This window comes from Gammaproteobacteria bacterium (ex Lamellibrachia satsuma), assembly GCA_019623805.1.
Lineage (GTDB): Bacteria > Pseudomonadota > Gammaproteobacteria > Chromatiales > Chromatiaceae > QGON01.
In genome coordinates this window covers 538,434-557,099 of record CP053680.1, presented here as the reverse complement: position 1 = coordinate 557,099, position 18,666 = coordinate 538,434, and the positions used below count along the sequence as shown (strand labels likewise).

Annotated in this window: 16 protein-coding genes and 2 pseudogenes; 13 read left to right on the top strand and 5 right to left on the bottom strand. The window is 52.7% G+C overall.

Translation table 11 applies throughout. The features are described 5' to 3' along the window. From HPY30_02505 to HPY30_02475, 7 genes and pseudogenes are all read left to right on the top strand, one after another. On the top strand, positions 1-1,122 hold the full coding sequence (locus HPY30_02505; protein ID QYZ64957.1) for a DegT/DnrJ/EryC1/StrS aminotransferase family protein: 1,122 nt from the start codon (positions 1-3) through the stop codon (positions 1,120-1,122). Further along, a complete protein-coding gene (locus tag HPY30_02500; GenBank protein ID QYZ64956.1) occupies positions 1,119-2,099 on the top strand; it encodes a glycosyltransferase in 981 nt (326 codons plus the stop codon). Before HPY30_02505 ends, HPY30_02500 begins: the two co-directional genes overlap by 4 nt. A 5-nt stretch (positions 2,100-2,104) precedes the next feature. After that, entirely contained in the window at positions 2,105-3,028 is a 924-nt protein-coding gene (locus HPY30_02495; GenBank protein ID QYZ67878.1) for a formyltransferase, read from the top strand. A gap of 34 nt (positions 3,029-3,062) precedes the next feature. Further along, the gene (locus HPY30_02490; GenBank protein QYZ64955.1) at positions 3,063-4,106 is read left to right on the top strand and encodes a bifunctional UDP-4-keto-pentose/UDP-xylose synthase; all 1,044 of its coding nucleotides are present in this window, start codon (positions 3,063-3,065) and stop codon (positions 4,104-4,106) included. 75 nt (positions 4,107-4,181) lie between these two features. Beyond that, positions 4,182-5,090, top strand: coding sequence for a 4-deoxy-4-formamido-L-arabinose-phosphoundecaprenol deformylase (locus HPY30_02485; protein QYZ67877.1), 909 nt, complete (start codon positions 4,182-4,184; stop codon positions 5,088-5,090). A gap of 644 nt (positions 5,091-5,734) precedes the next feature. Next, positions 5,735-7,266: pseudogene (locus HPY30_02480) on the top strand (IS1182 family transposase). A gap of 222 nt (positions 7,267-7,488) precedes the next feature. Continuing rightward, positions 7,489-7,833 (top strand): 5-carboxymethyl-2-hydroxymuconate Delta-isomerase, encoded by a 345-nt coding sequence (locus HPY30_02475; protein QYZ64954.1) that lies wholly within the window; start codon positions 7,489-7,491, stop codon positions 7,831-7,833. A 244-nt stretch (positions 7,834-8,077) separates the two neighbouring features. Here the strand turns inward: HPY30_02475 and HPY30_02470 are convergent. From HPY30_02470 to HPY30_02455, 4 genes and pseudogenes are all read right to left on the bottom strand, one after another. Further along, positions 8,078-8,218 (bottom strand): annotated as a pseudogene (locus tag HPY30_02470) (transposase). A gap of 168 nt (positions 8,219-8,386) precedes the next feature. Beyond that, the gene (locus tag HPY30_02465; protein QYZ64953.1) at positions 8,387-8,755 is read right to left on the bottom strand and encodes a hypothetical protein; all 369 of its coding nucleotides are present in this window, start codon (positions 8,753-8,755) and stop codon (positions 8,387-8,389) included. 129 nt (positions 8,756-8,884) lie between these two features. Further along, a complete protein-coding gene (locus HPY30_02460) occupies positions 8,885-9,469 on the bottom strand; it encodes a cytochrome C biogenesis protein (GenBank protein QYZ64952.1) in 585 nt (194 codons plus the stop codon). A 516-nt stretch (positions 9,470-9,985) separates the two neighbouring features. After that, a complete protein-coding gene (locus tag HPY30_02455; GenBank protein ID QYZ64951.1) occupies positions 9,986-12,034 on the bottom strand; it encodes an elongation factor G in 2,049 nt (682 codons plus the stop codon). A gap of 315 nt (positions 12,035-12,349) precedes the next feature. Between HPY30_02455 and dinB the strand changes: the two genes are divergently transcribed. The 4 genes from dinB (at position 12,350) to HPY30_02435 (ending at position 16,407) form a co-directional block, all read left to right on the top strand. Next, positions 12,350-13,489 carry a DNA polymerase IV gene (dinB, locus tag HPY30_02450; protein ID QYZ67876.1) on the top strand — a complete coding sequence of 380 codons (1,140 nt, stop codon included), beginning with the start codon at positions 12,350-12,352 and terminating at the stop codon, positions 13,487-13,489. Positions 13,490-13,560: 71 nt separating this feature from the next. Further along, positions 13,561-14,658, top strand: a complete 1,098-nt coding sequence (locus tag HPY30_02445) for a hypothetical protein (protein QYZ64950.1) — start codon at positions 13,561-13,563, stop codon at positions 14,656-14,658. Positions 14,659-14,709: 51 nt separating this feature from the next. Then, complete coding sequence (locus HPY30_02440; GenBank protein QYZ67875.1) at positions 14,710-15,021, top strand: hypothetical protein; 312 nt, start codon at positions 14,710-14,712, stop codon at positions 15,019-15,021. A gap of 156 nt (positions 15,022-15,177) precedes the next feature. Beyond that, entirely contained in the window at positions 15,178-16,407 is a 1,230-nt protein-coding gene (locus tag HPY30_02435) for a YeeE/YedE family protein (protein QYZ64949.1), read from the top strand. A gap of 72 nt (positions 16,408-16,479) precedes the next feature. Here HPY30_02435 and HPY30_02430 read toward each other — a convergent pair whose 3' ends face one another. After that, on the bottom strand, positions 16,480-16,689 hold the full coding sequence (locus HPY30_02430) for a hypothetical protein (GenBank protein ID QYZ64948.1): 210 nt from the start codon (positions 16,687-16,689) through the stop codon (positions 16,480-16,482). Between the two features lie 241 nt (positions 16,690-16,930). On the opposite strand from HPY30_02430, the gene mazG reads away from it, so the two are divergent. Both mazG and HPY30_02420 read left to right on the top strand, forming a co-directional pair. Next, a complete protein-coding gene (gene mazG / locus HPY30_02425) occupies positions 16,931-17,737 on the top strand; it encodes a nucleoside triphosphate pyrophosphohydrolase (protein QYZ64947.1) in 807 nt (268 codons plus the stop codon). Positions 17,738-17,745: 8 nt separating this feature from the next. Next, positions 17,746-18,609: a DUF4743 domain-containing protein gene (locus HPY30_02420; protein ID QYZ67874.1), complete on the top strand. Its 864-nt coding sequence runs from the start codon at positions 17,746-17,748 to the stop codon at positions 18,607-18,609. Positions 18,610-18,666: the final 57 nt, after the last annotated feature.

Below are 18,666 nucleotides of genomic sequence, written 5' to 3'. Positions count from 1 at the left end.
ATGTTGCCATTTACCCGTCCTACCATTGGTGAAGAGGAGCAGCAGGCCATAAAGGAAGTGTTGGAGTCCGGCTGGGTCACCACCGGTCCCAAGGTGAAGGCTTTCGAAGCGGCGCTGGAGGCCTATATTGGCGGCGGCGTTTTGGTCCGTGCCTTCAACTCTGGGACCAGCGCCCTGGAAGCCGCGCTCATCGCTTCCGGCGTTGGGTCCGGGGATGAGGTGATCCTCCCCGCCATGAGTTTTACCGCCAGCGCCAATGTCATCGTTCGGGTAGGTGCCACGCCGGTCTTCGTGGATGTGGATCTGGTGAGTCGCAATCTTACGGTGAAAGCTGTTGAAGCTGCGCTGACCCCCCGGACCCGCGCCATCATGCCGGTTCATTTTGCAGGACTGGCGGTGGAGATGCATGCCATCTACGATCTGGCAGAGAGGAACAATCTGCTGGTAATCGAGGATGCCGCTCAGGCGATCGGCACAGGTATTGGCGGCCACAAAGTCGGCGCTTCCGGTAATCCGGTCTGTTTCAGTTTCCACCCGAACAAGAATATCACCACCATTGAAGGGGGCGCGCTGGCCAGTAGTGACCCCCAATTTATCCGCCGCATCGAGCGCATTCGCTTCCACGGGATCGAGCGGGATGACGAGGGCGGTATGGATGTGCCCGAGTGGGGCGGTAAGATGAATATGCCGGATGTGGGGGCTGCCATGGGCCTGGTTCAGCTGCCCAAACTGGATGGTTTCAATCACCGTCGCCGCGAGCTGGCGCTACGCTATATCGAGCGACTGCCTAAGCATCAGGCTTTGGTGATTCCCAAGGATGTGCCGGGGCACAGCTGGCATATGTTCGCCGTCTGTATCGATTATCTTTCCCTCGGCACCTCCCGGAAGGCCTTTCAGGAACAACTGCAGACGATGGGTGTCGGAACCGGTATTCACTATCCTGCGATGCATCTGTTTTCCCTCTATCGGCACTACGGTTATGGAGCAGGTGATTTTCCGATTGCAGAGCGGATCGGTGAGCAGACGCTGACCCTGCCCCTGTTTCCCGCGATGTCCGATGAGGATGTGGATCAGGTATGCGATGCGCTGAAAAAATTACTTAGCGGAGAAGTCACTCCATGACGGAGCAAACCTTGGAAGGGAGTCCCGATCTGTCGGTTGTGATTCCGGTCTATAACGAAGAGGCGGTACTGCCGTCGCTTTTTTCCCGGCTCTATCCGGCACTGGATGCGTTGGGGCGCAGCTATGAAATCATCTTTATCGATGACGGCAGCCGAGATCGTTCAGTAGCGCAGTTGCGCAAGCAGTACCAGGCGCGGCCCGAGGAGACCCGTGTGGTCTGCCTGCGTGCCAACGCCGGCCAGCATGCCGCCATCATCGCGGGATTCGAGCAGTGCCGTGGCCGTTTCGTGGTGACCCTGGATGCTGATCTGCAGAATCCGCCGGAGGAGATCGGCAAGCTGCTGGCCGAACTGGACAAGGGGCACGACTATGTCGGTTCCATCCGCCGCAACCGGCAGGACAGTGCCTGGCGGGATATAGCCTCCAAGGCGATGAACCGGCTGCGCGAGCGTATCACCAACATCCATATGACCGACCAGGGCTGCATGCTGCGTGGTTATGACCGGGAAATTATCAACGCAATTCTGGACTCCAAAGAGTCGAATACCTTTATTCCTGCGCTGGCCTATCTCTACTCTGGTAACCCGGTTGAGGTGGTGGTGGAGCACGAGGAGCGGGCGGCCGGTGAATCAAAATATCCGATCTATCAGCTGATTCATCTCAACTTTGATCTGATGACCGGTTTCTCTCTGATGCCGCTGCAGGTCTTCTCTCTGGTGGGGGTGGGGATATCCATCGTCTCCTTTGCCTTCGTGCTTTTTCTGGTGCTGCGGCGTCTTATCGTCGGGCCGGAAGTGGAAGGTGTGTTCACCCTGTTCGCCATCGTCTTCTTTCTGATCGGTATTCTGCTCTTCGGTATCGGCCTGTTGGGTGAGTATGTAGGACGCATCTATGTGCAGGCCCGTGGACGGCCTCGCTATCTGGTGCGCATGGTACTTGAGAAAAACGGTCAGCCTGAAACCGGGGAAGAGGCTTAGTGACGGTGGCCACTGCGCACAGTGCGGTAGTCTTCGCCTACCACCAGGTGGGTGTGCGTTGCCTCTCGGTGCTGTTGGCTCAGGGGGTGGATGTACGACTGGTGGTGACACACCGGGATAATCCCAACGAGAATATCTGGTGGGAATCTGTCGCCGAACTGGCCGGGCGGGCGGGCATTCCTGTGATCACGCCGGAAGATCCCAACACGCCGGAAGTGGTTGAGCAGATAAGTACCTGTGAGCCGGATCTTTTCTTCTCCTTCTATTACCGGCACATGCTCAAAGCTGATCTGCTGTCGATCCCCCATCAGGGAGCCTACAATATGCACGGTTCCCTGCTGCCCCACTACCGGGGGCGTGTGCCGGTGAACTGGGCGATAGTCCATGGTGAGACCCAGAGCGGCGCCAGTCTGCACCGCATGGAGATCAAGCCCGATGCGGGTGATCTGGTCGACCAGCAGGCGGTGACCATTTTACCCAACGACACAGCATTGGATCTGTTCTTGAAGCTGGTCTGCGCGGCGGAGACGGTCCTGTCCCGCTCACTGCCGGGTCTGATGAAGGACTCGTTCGAAGCAACCCCGATGGATCTTCAGGCTGGCAGTTACTTTGGTGGCCGCAGACCGGAAGACGGCCGGGTGGATTGGAGCCGGAGCGCCTGGCAGATCCACAATCTGATCCGGGCCGTGGCGCCGCCCTACCCAGGGGCTTTCACCCATACGGATGGAAAAAAGCTGCTGTTGATGGGCAGTTACTGGTGCAATGAGACAGGAAAAGGCGATAATACCCGGCTTTACTGGGAGGCTGGCCGCTGTTACGCGGACTGTGCCGATGGAAAACGAATCGAATTGACCCGCTTGGAGCTTGATGGTGAGGTGCTGGACGAATCCGCATTTACCCAACAGTTCGGTAAAGAACTGAAGCTCTGACCTTGAATAAAGTGAAACTGGAGAAGCATCTGTTATGAATATCCTGATTTTGGGCGTAAACGGCTTTATTGGGCACCATCTGTCCCGCCGTATCCTCGAAACCACCGACTGGAATGTCTACGGCATGGATATGCATTCCGAACGGGTGCAGGAGTTCGTTGATCACGAACGTTTCCATTTCTTCGAGGGCGATATCACCATCAACCACGAGTGGGTTGAGTACCACGTCAAAAAGTGCGATGTGATCCTGCCGCTGGTGGCGATCGCAACGCCTGCCACCTATGTCACCAACCCACTGGCGGTTTTTGAGCTCGATTTCGAGGCCAATCTGCCGATCGTGCGGGCCTGTGTCGAATACGGCAAGCGGGTGCTGTTCCCGTCGACCTCCGAGGTCTACGGCATGTCGGCGGACAGTGAATTTCACCCCTATGAGTCCAATCTGGTGCTCGGTCCGCTGACCAAGCCGCGCTGGATCTACTCTTGTGCCAAGCAGTTGATGGATCGGGTTATCAGCGCCTACGGCCAGCAGGAAGGACTTGAGTACACCCTGTTCCGCCCCTTCAACTGGATTGGTCCCGGCCTCGACAGCATCCACACACCGAAAGAGGGCAGCTCGCGGGTGGTTACCCAGTTCCTGGGCCACATAGCGCGCGGCGAGCCGATCCAGTTGGTTGACGGCGGCAGCCAGCGCCGCAGCTTTACCGACTTTAGCGACGGCATCAGCGCGCTGATGAAGATTATAGAGAACAAGGACGACTGTGCCCTTGGCAATATCTATAACATCGGTAACCCAGCTAACGACCTGTCGGTGCGAGAACTGGCGGAGTTGATGGTCGAGATCGCCAAAGAGTTCCCTGAGTATTCGCCTGGCGCCGCGAAGGTCGAACTTTTGGAGGTTTCATCCGGAAAATACTACGGCGAGGGCTATCAGGACATTCAGACCCGCGTGCCCCATATCGGTAATACCAAAGCAGAGCTGGACTGGGCGCCCGAGGTTGAGGTGCGTGACGCACTGCGTAAGATCTTCGAAGCCTACCGTCACGAGGTCGCAGAAGCCAGCGCGTTGCTCGACGATTGATCCGGGTTTGGTAACCTGGATCCGTAGGCCTGATCAAGCGCAGCGGATCAGGCAAAAGGCTAAACATCAAATGGTATTATGGCAGTCGCACTCAAGGTTGATGTAGACACCTATCGCGGCACCCTGGAAGGGGTGCCGGCGTTGTTGCGCCTGTTCGACGAATATCAGGTGCGTGCCACCTTTCTCTTTAGTTTGGGACCGGACCACACCGGCCGCGCCCTGCGGCGCATCTTCCGTCCCGGATTCCTGCAAAAGGTGCGGCGTACCTCAGTGGCCAGCAACTACGGTTTCAAAACCCTGATGTATGGAGTGCTGTTGCCAGGACCGCACATCGGTCGAAAAGCGGGTGATGTGATGCGTTCAGTGGCCGAGGCAGGTCACGAGGTGGGTATCCACTGTTACGATCATGTGCGCTGGCAGGATTATGTTGCCCACAAGGATGAGCAATGGACCAGTCGGGAACTGGATCTGGCGGCAGAGACCTTCCAGGAAGTCTTCGGCCATGCTGCGACTACCCACGGTGCCGCAGGTTGGCAGCTCAATGCCCATACATTGAAATGGGAAGAGGAGGCCGGTTTGAAATACGCCAGTGATGTTCGTGGCAAGAGCGCCTTCTATCCTGTGCTACAGGGCGTCGAATCCAAATGTCCGCAGATTCCCACCACGCTTCCCACCCTTGATGAGTTAATCGGTCGCGACGGCATCACCGAAGAGAATGTACACGAATACATTTACGCGGAGAGTCAGCATATTCTGCCCAATGGCCATGTCTACACGCTACATGCCGAGCTGGAAGGGATGCAGTTGCTGTCGACCATGGAGAAGCTGCTGGTGATGTGGAAAGGCTTCGAAGGCACTGTTCAGGCGGTGGGGGATACCTATGATTCCCTGGATCTTGCCACCTTGCCCAAGCACCAGATCGGCTGGGGCGAACTTGAAGGCCGCTCAGGTCATCTTGCCATGCAGAGTATTGCTGTCGATTAAATCACTGTAGATATAGTTCCCTACAACATGCCGTGAAGAGGCGGTAGGAGCGGCGCCATCGCTGCGATTTACCTATCTGCGGAGTCATCGCGGTGGGCCGCCGCTCTCACAATCTAATACCGCGTCCGCTTGCAGCGGGGTAGTTGAGTGGGTGAGTTCAGTTTCATTTTGATCAAACTGTCCAAACAAATCTATTTGCACCATATTTTGCGCTCGGCCGGCATGCTATTCTGGAATAGGCTGCCGATTAATGAGCTGTCGATTTTTAGCGGAATCAATCTAAGTGCAGGGGAAGCGATCCCACTATTTTTCTGTTATCAATATCGCGCAGTCAGAATGATGTGCGGGATTTTATTTCCACCGCACATAGGCTAGCCTATGGCTACATATAAAATAATAGGCCGCACCATCTATCTTGGAAAATGCTGCGCACAACGGATAAACGCTTAGATGTTATGTGTAAAAGGGAGCCCTAATGAGGGGAAACATAACTTCTTACCTTGAAATGTGTCAGGAAGAAGGTAGTAGTCTTCAAAAAGGCATGAACTACCGAATGAATGGCCGGCACACGGTGATTCTGATGTCAGTTCGAGAAAACTCCCCTTATCAGGCTGAGATTCAAGAAGACGGAACTGTTCTCATCTATGAAGGTCACGGTGAACCGATACGATCAGATGAAAATGATCCCTGTGGCTTTTGATCGTCAGATATTACCTGGCAGTTTTGAATATTCTCTCGCTTGGTTGATCGACCAGGAGCTCAATCTCTCTTCATTTGAGTCCCACTATCATAACGATGACAACGGTCGTCCTGCTTACGATCCCCGCCTCTTACTGAAAATTGTCATCATGGCCCATTCCAAAGGCATTACCAGCAGTCGTCAGATCGAAAAACTCTGCCATGAGAACATCACTTTCATGGCACTTTCGGCAGACACGCGCCCCCATTTCAGCACCATTGCCGATTTCATTTCCCGCTCCCCCGAGGCCATTGCCGATCTCTTCAGCCAGGTCGTACTGATGTGTTATGACCTGGGCCTGATCGGTAAGAAGATGTTTGCCATAGACGGTTGCAAGCTGCCTTCCAATGCCTCCAAGGAGTGGAGCGGTACCCATGCCGAGTTAAAAAAGAAACGGCAGAAGATTGATCGTGCCGTTCGCCGCATGTTACACCGGCATCGAGAAGAGGATATGGCGGAACTGCTACCGGATATACACGCCAGAGAGCAGGCACAGATCAAGAAGCTGCGCGCTGCCTCGCGCAAGATCAAGACCTTTCTTGCATCGGAGAACGAGCGTACAGGCAGCAGCGGCAAAGCGGTGAAGAGTAATATCACTGATAACGAAAGCGCCAAGATGAAAACCTCGCATGGTGTGATCCAGGGCTACACCGGCGTAGCAGCGGCAGACAGTCAATATCAGGTTGTCGTTGAGGCTGAAGCCTTCGGGCAGGGTCAGGAGCATGATCTGCTGAAACCGGCCATTGAGTCGATCCACGATACGTTTAGCCAGACAAATACCAAGACACAAGCCAAGATCAGAGAGACCAAGATCACGGCGGACTCCGGTTACCACAACAGAAAAAGTCTGGAGTACCTGGAGTCGGAAGGGATAGATGATTATCTGGCCGACACCGGTTTTCGATCCCGTGACCCACGTTTCAAGGATCACAAGGAAAAACCTGAGCGTAACCGGCGCAAAGTGCAGGCCCGCTTCACTCAGTCAGATTTTCGTATCGACCGCAAACAACAGACTGCTCACTGCCCGGCAGGTCACGCGATGTGGCTCAAGGCGAAACAGGCTCGTATCGGTCACCATCTGTTCATGCAGTTCCAGGCCTATGAAAAGGATTGCGCAGGTTGCACACTGAAAGTACGCTGCCTAAGGAGCGTCCAACAGATCACACCCCGACAGATCAACGTCACACTGGATATCACACAGGAGCAGAAGGCAGGCATCATCGAACGCATGAAGCGCAAGATCGATAGTGTGGCAGGACGCCATATCTACAGCCAGAGGCTGGGTACCGTGGAGCCGGTGTTTGGTCATATCACAGATGCCATCGGCATCCGGCGGTTCAGTCTTAGAGGCAAACACAAGGTGGATGGTCATGGAAATTGATGATGATGCTACACAACATCCTCAAGATTCACCGTTATGGTTGGGAATGGGGTTAGTGAATGGAAGTGGCGGCGACTACGAGATGGATTCAGACAGAAACTACGCAGTGATTTAAAATACGGATCAAATATTCGACCAATGAAAAAACCTTGTCGGAAATCGACTCTATGCAGGATGCTGTGTGAAGTGTAGGTTTTTCGACAGGCTCGTTAGGCTTAAGCAGGATGAATTTAAAAAAAGCAGCGCCTCAAAGTTAATAATTAATAGAGGAAATACTAGTGCCACATATTATTGTTGAATACCAAGAAGAACTGGCTGATGACGAGAAAGTGGATGTTGTCTTGCGGACAGTACATCAATCTATTGCAGATAGTGGTTTGTTTAAAGCTAATCAAATTAAAACGCGCGCCTATCCGTTCCGAGGGTTTACCAACGCAGGCGGAAGTAATCCTTATATTCATATTCAGGCGCGGATTAAATCTGGCCGGAATGCAGACAACAAAAAGCGTCTTGGGGAGGTAATTTTATCAGGTTTAACTACATTGCATATTCCAGCTTCAGTAATTACGGTCGAAATAATTGATATGGATCGTGATTCTTATGGTAAGTATGAAACAAAATGACATGCAGTAAGCTGACGTGGTCAAGGGTGTTGTTACAACCCAGTTAAGCGCCACACCCACAAGCACGTGCTGACACGTCCTTAGGCCGATAGTAAACCGTTGAGCGATTTAGCGACAGTAACTGGCATTGACGGGTCACGGGCAAAGTATTCTGCCGGTCGATCATACCTTTCCTTTTGGACCGTGAATCCTTTCCAGCCCTTGCTCTAAGACACTATGGTTCCTGTGGCGGCATTGCCTCATCGGCTTCGCGCTTCCATCGACTCAGCAGGTTGGGATTGATTCCGATCTCAAGTGCGACTTGGCGGTAACTCACTCCCGGCTGACGAGTCAATTCGATGGCCTCACGCTTGAACTCGGCGCTGCACTTTTTTCGCTTCGACATAAACACTCCTTGGACGCATTGTGCCTCTTTTCTGAAGTGTCCGTGAAAACAGGGTAAAATCCATAAGCATTTTTTGGCAGTTGGATATGCGGCTTTCAGTTGGCTTTAGCCAAGAACGCGACTTTTAGTCCATAGTGGTTAATTTCCAGGAATATGGATGGCCACTCACTAATTCGGTGCCTCCCATCCCAGTACCTTGCCCTCGTCGAACCAGACATAACTGTGGAGTTTGGAGGTCGGATGGTAGTACCAGGTGGTAAAAATCTGTTCCTCGACCCGGCCAGGCTTGCCTAACAGCTTCAGGGTGTCGTCGCTGCTCATCTCTTTCTTGATCCGTTGCCAGAGAATGGGATCTTTCCAACGGTTTTTTGAACCTGTCTCCTCCATGATTTGCTCAAGCGCAGTAACCCGGTTTTCCAAATCAGAGATGCGCTGCTTCAGTGCATTCTCATCCGCCAGCACCGGGTTGCAGATCAACACAGAGGCAACGGCTACAATCAGTGTTTTCAATGACTTCATGGGTTGCTCGTTACTCATAGGTGAAAATTCATCATGGGAACCCTTGGGTTTTTTAAACAGGAAGATTGGTGCGGGTTCTGAACCCTGCCGGATGCAGGGTTCAGAGGAAAAAGATATGGTGTTTCTGTGCGTACTGGAGGTGCCTTGTTAATGCTTTGTAGTGGTAGGGGGGTGAGCGGCTTCTCCAGTCAATTGTCCGTGCTTTGCTCCCATCACACTCTTTCCTTGATGCGCATCTTCCATATTCAGCGCATCGATTTTTTTCTGGATAGCTACCTTGTACTCCATCGCAAGTTGCTGCTTGGGATCCAGCGTCAATGCCTGGTCCAGCATTGCCATCGCGTATTCGAGGGCGCCTGAATGTTCATAGAGGAAGGCCAGGGAAATGAACAGTTTTGGATCCTCGGGGGAGAGGGTGATCGCATCCTGCATGGTGCGGATCCCATTACTGTAGTCTTGCTTTAACACATAGACTCCCATTAGTTTACGGTGAGCTTCCAGTGATTTGGGATCGTTCGCGATGACTTTTTTCAGGATTGCTGCGGATTGCTCTAGCAGCTCGGCCTTCCTGGGGGAGTCCATATCCAATGGAAGCGCCTGGGAATAGAGCTTGACCGCTTCCGAAATTTCAGCATTGTTATTAGGGTTTTCAGCGGAGGCAGTTGCCGCTTGAGAAAGTGTCAGGGTTAGTGCAAATAGTGTGTGCGCAATGATCCCGTAGATCGTTTTCATTTCTTTCCTCCTATGCGAGCCTCTTTATGATGGGCTTTGGTCGAATCTGAGTGCAGAGTCTATACTAAATTGCCGAGTGGTGTTCTACCAAGATTGCAAATGTACTAACCAGCACATCACAGCCAAATCTGGATTCTGGTTCGTTCAACTACCAATTACAGCCTGCTCCCAGGTAGCCTCAATCCGATTTGCTTCTGTACCTAGTGGGTCATGCGGAAAATATGTTCACAGCTTTCATCCCTTCGCGGCGTCTGCCGTCGTTGCAAGTCGCTTGCTGTAGAATGGCTACAGCGGCGGTCTTGCGCCTTGCCAGGCACCACAAATGAATAAAATCTGTTTCCTTACTTTCCGCATGGCCCACTAGTGTCTTGCTCAGTAGATCGATAGCATGTCGGAGGCGGCAAATGATTTTAAATCCGTAAAATGAGTCACGGGTTCAGAATCGTAACTGCGGACGGTGACACGGCCCTGAACATGATGGTCAGGGCCGTTGATTGCCACAGAAGATCGTGTTGATCAATGGTCAGAGTTGGATTTGCTTTCCTGCTTCAGCTGTTGCTGGATAATCGCAGGTACCGCCTCATAGTGGCTGAACTCGATGCTATAGTTGCCCTCACCGCCGGTGATCGCCTTCAGTTCGGTACCATAGCTCTGTAGTTCCGCGAGCGGTACCTCGCCTTTAATGATGATTTGATTATTTCTGCCGCTGTCGGTGCCGCTGATATGTCCCCTTTTCCCGGACAGATCACCGGACAGATCACCCATGAATGCGCCTGGTGTTGTGATCGAGATATTAACAATAGGCTCCAGAACGACCGGTGTAGCCTGTTCAACCGCAGCGATAAAAGCCTTCTTTCCCGCAGTGGAAAAGGCGATCTCTTTGGAATCCACTGCGTGGTATTTTCCATCATAGACGGTCACCCGGATATCCTGCATGGGAAAACCTGCGATGGCGCCTTCATTGATTGCCTGCTGCACCCCTTTTTCAATTGCAGGAATGAACTGTCCTGGGATGGCGCCGCCAACCACTTTGTTGACAAACTCAAACCCACTGCCTCGCTCCATGGGTTCGATACGCAAAAATACCTCACCGAACTGTCCGGCGCCACCAGTCTGTTTTTTGTGCCGATGCTGACCTTCTGCAGGACGGGTGATGGTTTCCCTGTAGGCAATGCTGGGCAGATGGGTCTCAACGTCCACGTGGTACTGGTTGTGCAGTTTTTCCAGCAATACCTTCAACTGCAGGTCACCGAGTCCCCGCATGATGGTTTCGTTGAGGGATGTATTGTGTTCGACATGAAAGCATGGATCCTCATCCTCCAGTTTGTGCAGGGCGTCACTCAATTTCTGTTCATCCCCACGCTTGGAGGGGCTGATCGCCAAGCCAAACAGCGGCAGGGGACATTCAATTGAGCGGAGGTGGTAATGGTCCTCGTCGTGCGAGTCGTGTATGACTGCATCGAAATGGATATCGTCGACTCTGGCTACAGCACAGATATCACCGGGAATGGCTCTCTCCATCTCACTCTGTTCCTTGCCTTGCAGGCGCAGCAGATGGTTTGCCTTAAAGGGTTTTCTGGCGTTGCCGACGAACAGCTGGCTGTTGGGTTGCAGGGTGCCCTGATGAACCCTGAAGATTCCCAGTTTTCCACGATAGGGATCGTTGATGATTTTGAAAACATGGGCCAGAGCATGTTTCCCCTGGTCCGTTGAAACCTCGACCGGGGCCATGTCTGCGCCTTCACCCTTCATGAATTCTGGTGGATTGCCTTCCGTTGGGTCGGGCATCAGTCTTGCGAAGAACTCCAGCAGTTCATCAATCCCGGCTCCATTTTGTGCTGAGACAAAACAGACCGGGATCAGGTGGTCTTCGCGCAGTGCTTTTTCAAAGGGGTCGTGTAATTGCTCAGGCGCCAACTCTTCGCCCTGTTCGAGATAGAGCTCCATCAACGCCTCGTCGACCTCAACGACCTGGTCGATGATGCGGCTGTGAGCTTCTGCAACAGACGAGAAGTCCGTGGCTTCCCCGCCCGGCTGAAAGAAGCAGTCGATCACCTTGGAACCCTTCTCGGCAGGCAGATTGATAGGCAGGCAGTTGTCGCCGAATGTCTCTGTGAAACTCGCCATCAAGGCTTCAAAATCGACATCATCCTGATCAATTTTATTGACGATGATGATACGGCAGAGATTGCGTCTTTTAGCGGCTTCCATCATGTGCAGGCTGACTGATTCGATACCGCTGCTGCCGTTGATCACGATACCGGCAGTTTCCACTGCAGGCAGGATGCTGATGCTGCGCCCGACAAAATCGGCATATCCCGGAGTGTCAATAATATTGACCTGTTTGCCTGCACTGTTTAAATGGGTGACAGTAATGTCAAGAGAGTGCTGAAATGATTGCTCCTGTTCATCATAGTCACAGACCGTGTCCCCCTGTTCGACACTGCCTGCGCTGCTGATGGCACCGGATTTCAGCAGGAGTGATTCAATAAGTGTTGTTTTTCCGGATCCTGCATGCCCGACAAAAGCGATATTGCGGATGTCATGGGTGGCGTAGTTGGCCATGGTACCTCCTGTCAAAATATTCAAGGGTTTGATCCGACCCCCTATAATGAAAGGAACCTCTGATCTATTCGTGAACTCGTATCTTGAAGCCAAAATCCGCCGCTTTTTCGTTGTTAGTCTTCGCAATAGCCAGCTATTACGTACGATTAACGCCTTAAATCGACGAATTTTGATCTCCAATCTGCTTCGCTCAGAATAGATCAGAGGTTCCTGAAGATTGCAAGAGTATACCAACGGGCCGCATGAGTTGAATTGAGTTCAGGCAGTTAAGTGAGAGATATTCCGGGTATGAACAGAGAGAGTCGCGGCTGGGTAATGCATGTAGACATGGACGCCTTCTTTGCCTCGGTGGAGCAGCGCGATACTCCGGAGCTTCGCCATCGACCTGTGATCGTCGGGGCCTTGCCGGGTGGTCGTGGTGTGGTTGCCACCTGTTCCTACGAGGCTCGTGCTTTCGGCATTCGTTCCGCCATGCCAATCTCGGAGGCCTGGCGCCGCTGTCCCGGTGCGATCTTTCTGCGGCCGGATATGCCACGCTACGTGGAGGCATCCCGGAAGATCATGCAGCTTCTGCAATCCATCTCTCCGGTGGTGGAGCCTGTCTCCATCGATGAGGCCTATCTTGACGCCTCAGGGTTGGAGCGCCTGAACGGAGAGCTGGAGTCGATTGCTTCGCTGACCCGGCAGAAGATTCGCGAGACAGTGGGATTGGGGTGCTCAGTCGGCATCGGTCCCAACAGGCTGATTGCCAAACTGGCTTCGGAGTATCGCAAACCCAATGGTCAGACGGTAGTTCGGCATGAGGAAGTGCTGGCCTTTCTAGACCCCATGCCGGTCTCGAATCTGCGTGGCGTGGGAAAAAAGACCGACAAAATCGTTCAGAAACTGGGTATTCAGACGGTCCACCAACTCAGACAATACTCACTGGAGATCCTCAGCGCTCATTTTGGCCGGAAAGGCGGGCGCCATCTTTATGATCAGGCGCGTGGAATTGCCTCCAGTCGTGTTGGGGGAACGCAAGGGCGTAAGTCAATCTCCAAGGAGACGACTTTCAAGCGTGATGTCACCCGTCCGCGGCAGCTGCGGGAGAAACTGCGGCAACTGTCGGCAGAGGTGGGGCGTAGCGCCCGGCACAAAAGCCTCAAGGGTAGGGTGGTCAACCTGAAGATACGTATTGAAGGCTTTGAGACCCACACCCGTCAGTGCAGGCTGCCCAGGGCGGTAAATGCCGATGGTGAGATCTTTAGACATGTCTGGAAGCTCTATGAGCAGAGTGGTCTGGCGGGGCGTTCGGTACGATTGATTGGCGTCGGAATCAGTGATTTTGGCAGTGAGGAACCAATGTCAGATCTTTTTGAATCGAGCAGGGAGAGAGAGGAAAAGCTCTATTCCACCATGGATGAGATAACAGATAAATATGGTATCAATGTGCTGTCGCGTGGCATACGCAGATAATTCATGGCAAGGATATGAAACAGCAACCGGGGCCAACTCTCCCCCAAAATCCGAAGGCTTCTGTTTGAAATATGTCTGATGAATTGGAGCAGGGAGATGAGATACCTCTGAGAATAGAGGTCTGTGAGCAGATCGATGAGATTGCCGTGCTGCAATGGAATGGGCTCGTCAGGGATAACCACCCTTTTCTGAAGCATGAATTTCTAAGCGCACTGGAGTGCCATAATTGTGTTGGTCCAACCTTTGGTTGGCTGCCTAAACACCTGGTCGCATGGCATGGGGAAGTTTTAGTGGCAGCCATGCCCCTCTATCTGAAACACAACTCCTATGGGGAGTTTGTTTTCGATCATGCGTGGGCCGATGCCTATCAGCGCCATGGCATGAGCTACTATCCCAAGCTGGTCAGCGCTATCCCCTATACACCCGCAACAGGGGAAAGGGTAATGACAGCGGCCGGGATATCGCTTGATCAGATATTGCCGCAATTTTACCAAAGGGCAGTGGAACTCACTGCTGAACTTGATGCCTCCTCGTTGCATCTGCTGTTTGTCACGGAAACAGAGAGCCGCCTGATGGGGTCACTCGGCATGATGGAACGGTTGGGTGTGCAGTTTCACTGGCGTAACCGGGAGTATGACAGTTTTGAGGATTTTCTCGCATCGTTGACGGCTAAACGACGGAAGAATATCCGGCGGGAACGCCGTCTGGTCAGAGAGGCAGGACTTCGTTTTCGGGTGTTGTCCGGTGATGAGGTGACCGCCGAGGAGTGGCGGATTTTCTCCCGTTTTTATGCCAAGACCTTCGAGGAACGTTATAGTCTGGCGACCCTCAATGAAGGGTTCTTTATTGAGATTGGCAGGACCATGGGAAATCATGTGATCCTGGTGTTGGCTTACTATCAGGCCCGTAAATGGAAATCCTGGCATCACCATATGGCCTTGGTCATGATGGCGATGTTATTCATGCTCGAAGAGCGAATTGTGCAAAAAGATGATCACCCCTTACTCAGTTGTTCAGACATCGAATCGCTATTGCGTGCCTTCCTGCCACGGCGAGATATTGAACGCGATGAAATACTACGGCAAATGACGAAACGGCATCGTAAACGACAAGCGGCTATCGACTCCCAATATCGAAAACAGACGCTGGAACAGTCGGTTGCCGGGTGATGGAATCTGACAAAGTAGAACTATGGAGAGCGCTGTGTGGCGGCCTCGTTGATGTATCGCAGCAACACAGTGCTCTACGGACGCCATTGGGGGTGTAGCCATGAGTACGACAGCCTCCATTTTGAGGCCTGCTACTATCAGGGTATCGAATATTGCATAAGAGAGGGATTGCAGTTGTTCGAACCCGGAGCACAGGGAGAACATAAAATCTGGCGGGGTTTTCTTCCCAGTTTTACCCGGTCGCGCCACTGGATTACCCATATGGGTTTCAGGGAGGCAATCGGCGATTTCCTGGGTCGGGAGGGACCCGCTATACAGGACTACAGGGCAAATCTGGAACAGAGTTCTCCCTACAGGCAGTAGTATGAATGGCGGGGAATTCAGGGGAAAGAGTCGGTGGCATCGCCGAATATGATTGTTTGATTGTGCTAACTGGTTGTCTTCAATAAACTTTGCCCAGCGATAGCAGCCGGTTTCCAGGCTGAATTTGATAAATTTTAGCTTTTTCCAGGATAAGCGATGGAACTCAATGTTACGACTCAGGTGATTCTGCTTGGAGGTGTCGTCGCCTCCATCATGGGATTTGTGGCGGCCAAAACCAATTTTTGCACCATGGGAGCAGTCTCCGACTGGATCAACATGGGGGATACCAACCGTCTGCGCACCTGGTTTTTGGCCATGGTGGTCGGCATCGTTGGTGTGATGGTGCTTGAAGGCCTCGGTCTGTTCAGCCTCGATTCCACCCGTCCGCCCTATCGCAGCAGCATGTTCCCTCTGGTCGACTACGTACTGGGCGGATTGATGTTTGGCGTCGGTATGACGCTGGCCAGTGGTTGTGGTAACAAAACGCTACTGCGTATCGGTGGCGGTAATCTCAAATCGATTATTGTCTTTTTGATTGCGGGTACCATGGCCTACTTCATGACTCATACGCTCTCTGCCGAGACGGATAAAACGCTCTACTCTATCCTTTTCTTTCCCTGGACCCGCCATTTTACGCTGGATTTGCCTGCCAACCAGGATTTGGGCAGCCTGCTGGCTGCCATTACCGGCGCAGATGCCGGCATGCTGCGTCTGGTGATGGGGGGATTGCTGGCCACCATTATCTCTTTTGTCATCTTCCGTTCCGCTGATTTCAGACGCAGTGGGGAGATACTCCTGAGCGGTTTGGTCATAGGTATCTGTGTTCTGTTTGCCTGGTATATCACCGGCAGTCTGCTGTTTGGGGAGGAGGGTACCTGGCTGGAGGCAACAGAGTGGTTGGAGGGTGATGAGCGCCCGGTGGGGATCGGTGTTCAATCCTTTACTTTTATCAACCCGATGGGAGAGACGCTTGCCTACATGGCTAATCCCGGCAATAGTCTACTGATCACCTTCGGGGTTGGCGCCTTGGTGGGTGTGTTGCTTGGAAGTTTTGCCTATGCGCTGGTGAGCCGAAGTTTTCGTATCGAGTGGTTTTATGATCTGCGTGATTTCATCAATCACGCCATCGGTGCCGTGTTGATGGGGGTGGGGGGCGTGTTGGCAGTTGGTTGCACTATCGGCCAGGGAATCTCCGGTGTTTCAACCCTTTCCCTTGGATCGATGTTGGCGTTGGCCTCTATTATTCTTGGCAGTGCACTGACCATGAAGGTTCAATACTACAAACTGGTTTATGAAGATGAGGCGACTTTCCCTGCAGCGCTGCTGAGCGGAATGGTTGATCTGAAGTTGCTGCCGGAGAAGTTGAGAAAACTCGAGGCGATTTGATCGCCGCAGCAGAAATCCTTCAGATGATGAAGATCGTCAGTCGGATCGGGTGATGGGTGATTCGATAAGATGTCAGGAGAGGTTCAACTGCTCTCGACACTCCCGAAGCAGATAGCGATAGGTTTCAATCAGGTTGCGCTCAAGAGGTGTCAATGCGGGTGTGAGACGCGTGATCTCATGTTCGTAATAGCGAATTTTATCAACAGGCGCCAGATCCATTGGGTGGACAGGCGTCTCTTCGGCAGTGTATGCCAGTGCTGTTAGCGCCATTGAAGGGCTCATACCTAAATCCCCTACTACTTCATGTACTGTGTATTGTGAACTGGCTCACAATCTAAGGCAAGAGTCGCAAGCTGGTTATATGAATAAATATCCTGTCAATTTTCTCTGAAATTCATACTGGCGGCTGTAAAAATTTGTGTCGGTGGTTAGCAAGCCGCTGAACAAGTCATGAACTCGTATTTTGCGTTCAGACTTACTTCAGTGGCCCCTTAGTTGGCTATTTTTCTTGGCAGAGGTGCGAATGTCGGCTTCATTGGAACGCTTGATCGAGATAATGGCCAGGCTTCGCGACCCGGAGAAGGGGTGTCCCTGGGATCGCGAACAGACCTTCGAAACCGTGGTTCCCTATACCATCGAAGAGGCCTATGAGGTTGAGGACGTCATACAGCAGGGAGATATGCCTGGGCTCTGTGAAGAGTTGGGGGATCTGCTGTTCCAGGTAGTCTTTCACGCCAGAATGGCCGAAGAGGCAGGCGAATTTGTCTTCGATGACGTTGTCTGTGCGATAAATGACAAAATGGTTCGGCGTCATCCCCATGTCTTTGCAGAAGAGAAGCCAGGGGATCGGCACCAGCAACGCCAGGCTTGGGAGGGCCACAAGTCTCAGGAACGTAAGAAAAAAGCCGGATATAGTGGCTCAGGGACATTACATAGCGTTGCCTCAGCCTTGCCGGCGCTGATGCGTGCGGAGAAATTGCAAAAGCGAGCGGCCAGAGTCGGTTTCGACTGGCAGGATATAGCCGGTGCCAGCCAGAAGATCGATGAAGCGCTGGCGGAGTGCCAAGCCGCACTTCAAAGCGGTGTGAAACAGGAGATCGAAGAAGAGGTTGGCGATCTGCTGTTCAGCTGCGTTAATCTTGCCCGTCATGCTGGCGTGGATGCAGAGAGTGCCTTGCGGCGTGCCAATCGCAAGTTTTCCAGCTGTTTCACCTACATGGAGGACCGACTTGGAGAGCAGGCGAAAACCCTTCGGCAGCTTTCAACGGAGGAACTCGACCAGCTGTGGGAAGAAGCCAAATTGACAGGCGCAGGACAGAGAACAACATGAAAAAAGAGATGAAGGAAGCAGAGGGATACCTGCGGCATATCAGGGACTGCAATCACTGGAATCCGGAGAATTTCCGGCCACTCTTTATCGATGACAAGTGTGTCGGCAGGTTGAAGCCGAAGATGGTGAAAGCGCTCGCTCAGTGGCCGAATCTATTTTCTATAAGTGAAAATCGTGTCAATTTCACTCGCGAAATCAGTGAGATGGATGATCGTACTCAGGCGCTGGACGAAATAGTGAATGCACTCGTGGAGCAGGGGGTCATCTCCCATAGTCATGGGGAACGATACCCCGTTACTGCGTCTGGCCGGGAGGATGCCTTCGCAACTATTGACCGGACAGCGGCCCCCTATTTTGGTCTCCGTGCCTACGGCCAGCACCTGAATGGTTATGTGCGGAGTGGGGAAGGCATCAAACTCTGGATTGCCCGGCGAGCCTCGGATCGCAAGATCTATCCAGGTAAACTGGACAATATGGTGGCTGGCGGCCTGCCACAGAGCCTGGGTTTTGCGGAGAATCTGCAAAAGGAGTGTTGGGAAGAAGCTGCGGTACCCTGTGAACTGGCTCTCAGCGCGATTCCTGTTGGCGCACTAACCTATTGTCGGGAAACGGAAACAGGATTAAAACCGGATACGCTATACTGCTATGATCTGGAGCTGCCTGAGGATTTCGTGCCGCAAAACACAGACGGTGAGGTTGAGGCTTTCTACCTCATGAATCTGGAAGAGGTAGCGCGGATCGTGAGGCAAACCGATGAGTTCAAATTGAACTGTAACCTGGTCGTTATCGATTTTATGATCAGGCACGGTTTTTTGTCCCCCGGTGCGCCGGACTATCTGGAGATCGTTGAGGGATTGCATGAAAAGTTGTAACACTTTTCGAAAAGCGTCTTGATTCCTCCGTAGAGTGGCACAAGATTTTATGAAGCC

What these genes read in the sequence shown, in the direction of transcription:
- HPY30_02505 (QYZ64957.1), top strand. Translation starts at nt 1, where the DNA reads ATGTTGCCATTTACCCGTCCTACCATTGGTGAAGAGGAGCAGCAGGCC.
- HPY30_02500 (QYZ64956.1), top strand. Translation starts at nt 1,119, where the DNA reads ATGACGGAGCAAACCTTGGAAGGGAGTCCCGATCTGTCGGTTGTGATT.
- HPY30_02490 (QYZ64955.1), top strand. Translation starts at nt 3,063, where the DNA reads ATGAATATCCTGATTTTGGGCGTAAACGGCTTTATTGGGCACCATCTG.
- HPY30_02465 (QYZ64953.1), bottom strand. Translation starts at nt 8,755, where the DNA reads ATGAGTAACGAGCAACCCATGAAGTCATTGAAAACACTGATTGTAGCC.
- HPY30_02460 (QYZ64952.1), bottom strand. Translation starts at nt 9,469, where the DNA reads ATGAAAACGATCTACGGGATCATTGCGCACACACTATTTGCACTAACC.
- HPY30_02455 (QYZ64951.1), bottom strand. Translation starts at nt 12,034, where the DNA reads ATGGCCAACTACGCCACCCATGACATCCGCAATATCGCTTTTGTCGGG.
- dinB (QYZ67876.1), top strand. Translation starts at nt 12,350, where the DNA reads ATGCATGTAGACATGGACGCCTTCTTTGCCTCGGTGGAGCAGCGCGAT.
- HPY30_02445 (QYZ64950.1), top strand. Translation starts at nt 13,561, where the DNA reads ATGTCTGATGAATTGGAGCAGGGAGATGAGATACCTCTGAGAATAGAG.
- HPY30_02440 (QYZ67875.1), top strand. Translation starts at nt 14,710, where the DNA reads ATGTATCGCAGCAACACAGTGCTCTACGGACGCCATTGGGGGTGTAGC.
- HPY30_02435 (QYZ64949.1), top strand. Translation starts at nt 15,178, where the DNA reads ATGGAACTCAATGTTACGACTCAGGTGATTCTGCTTGGAGGTGTCGTC.
- HPY30_02430 (QYZ64948.1), bottom strand. Translation starts at nt 16,689, where the DNA reads ATGAGCCCTTCAATGGCGCTAACAGCACTGGCATACACTGCCGAAGAG.
- mazG (QYZ64947.1), top strand. Translation starts at nt 16,931, where the DNA reads ATGTCGGCTTCATTGGAACGCTTGATCGAGATAATGGCCAGGCTTCGC.
- HPY30_02420 (QYZ67874.1), top strand. Translation starts at nt 17,746, where the DNA reads ATGAAGGAAGCAGAGGGATACCTGCGGCATATCAGGGACTGCAATCAC.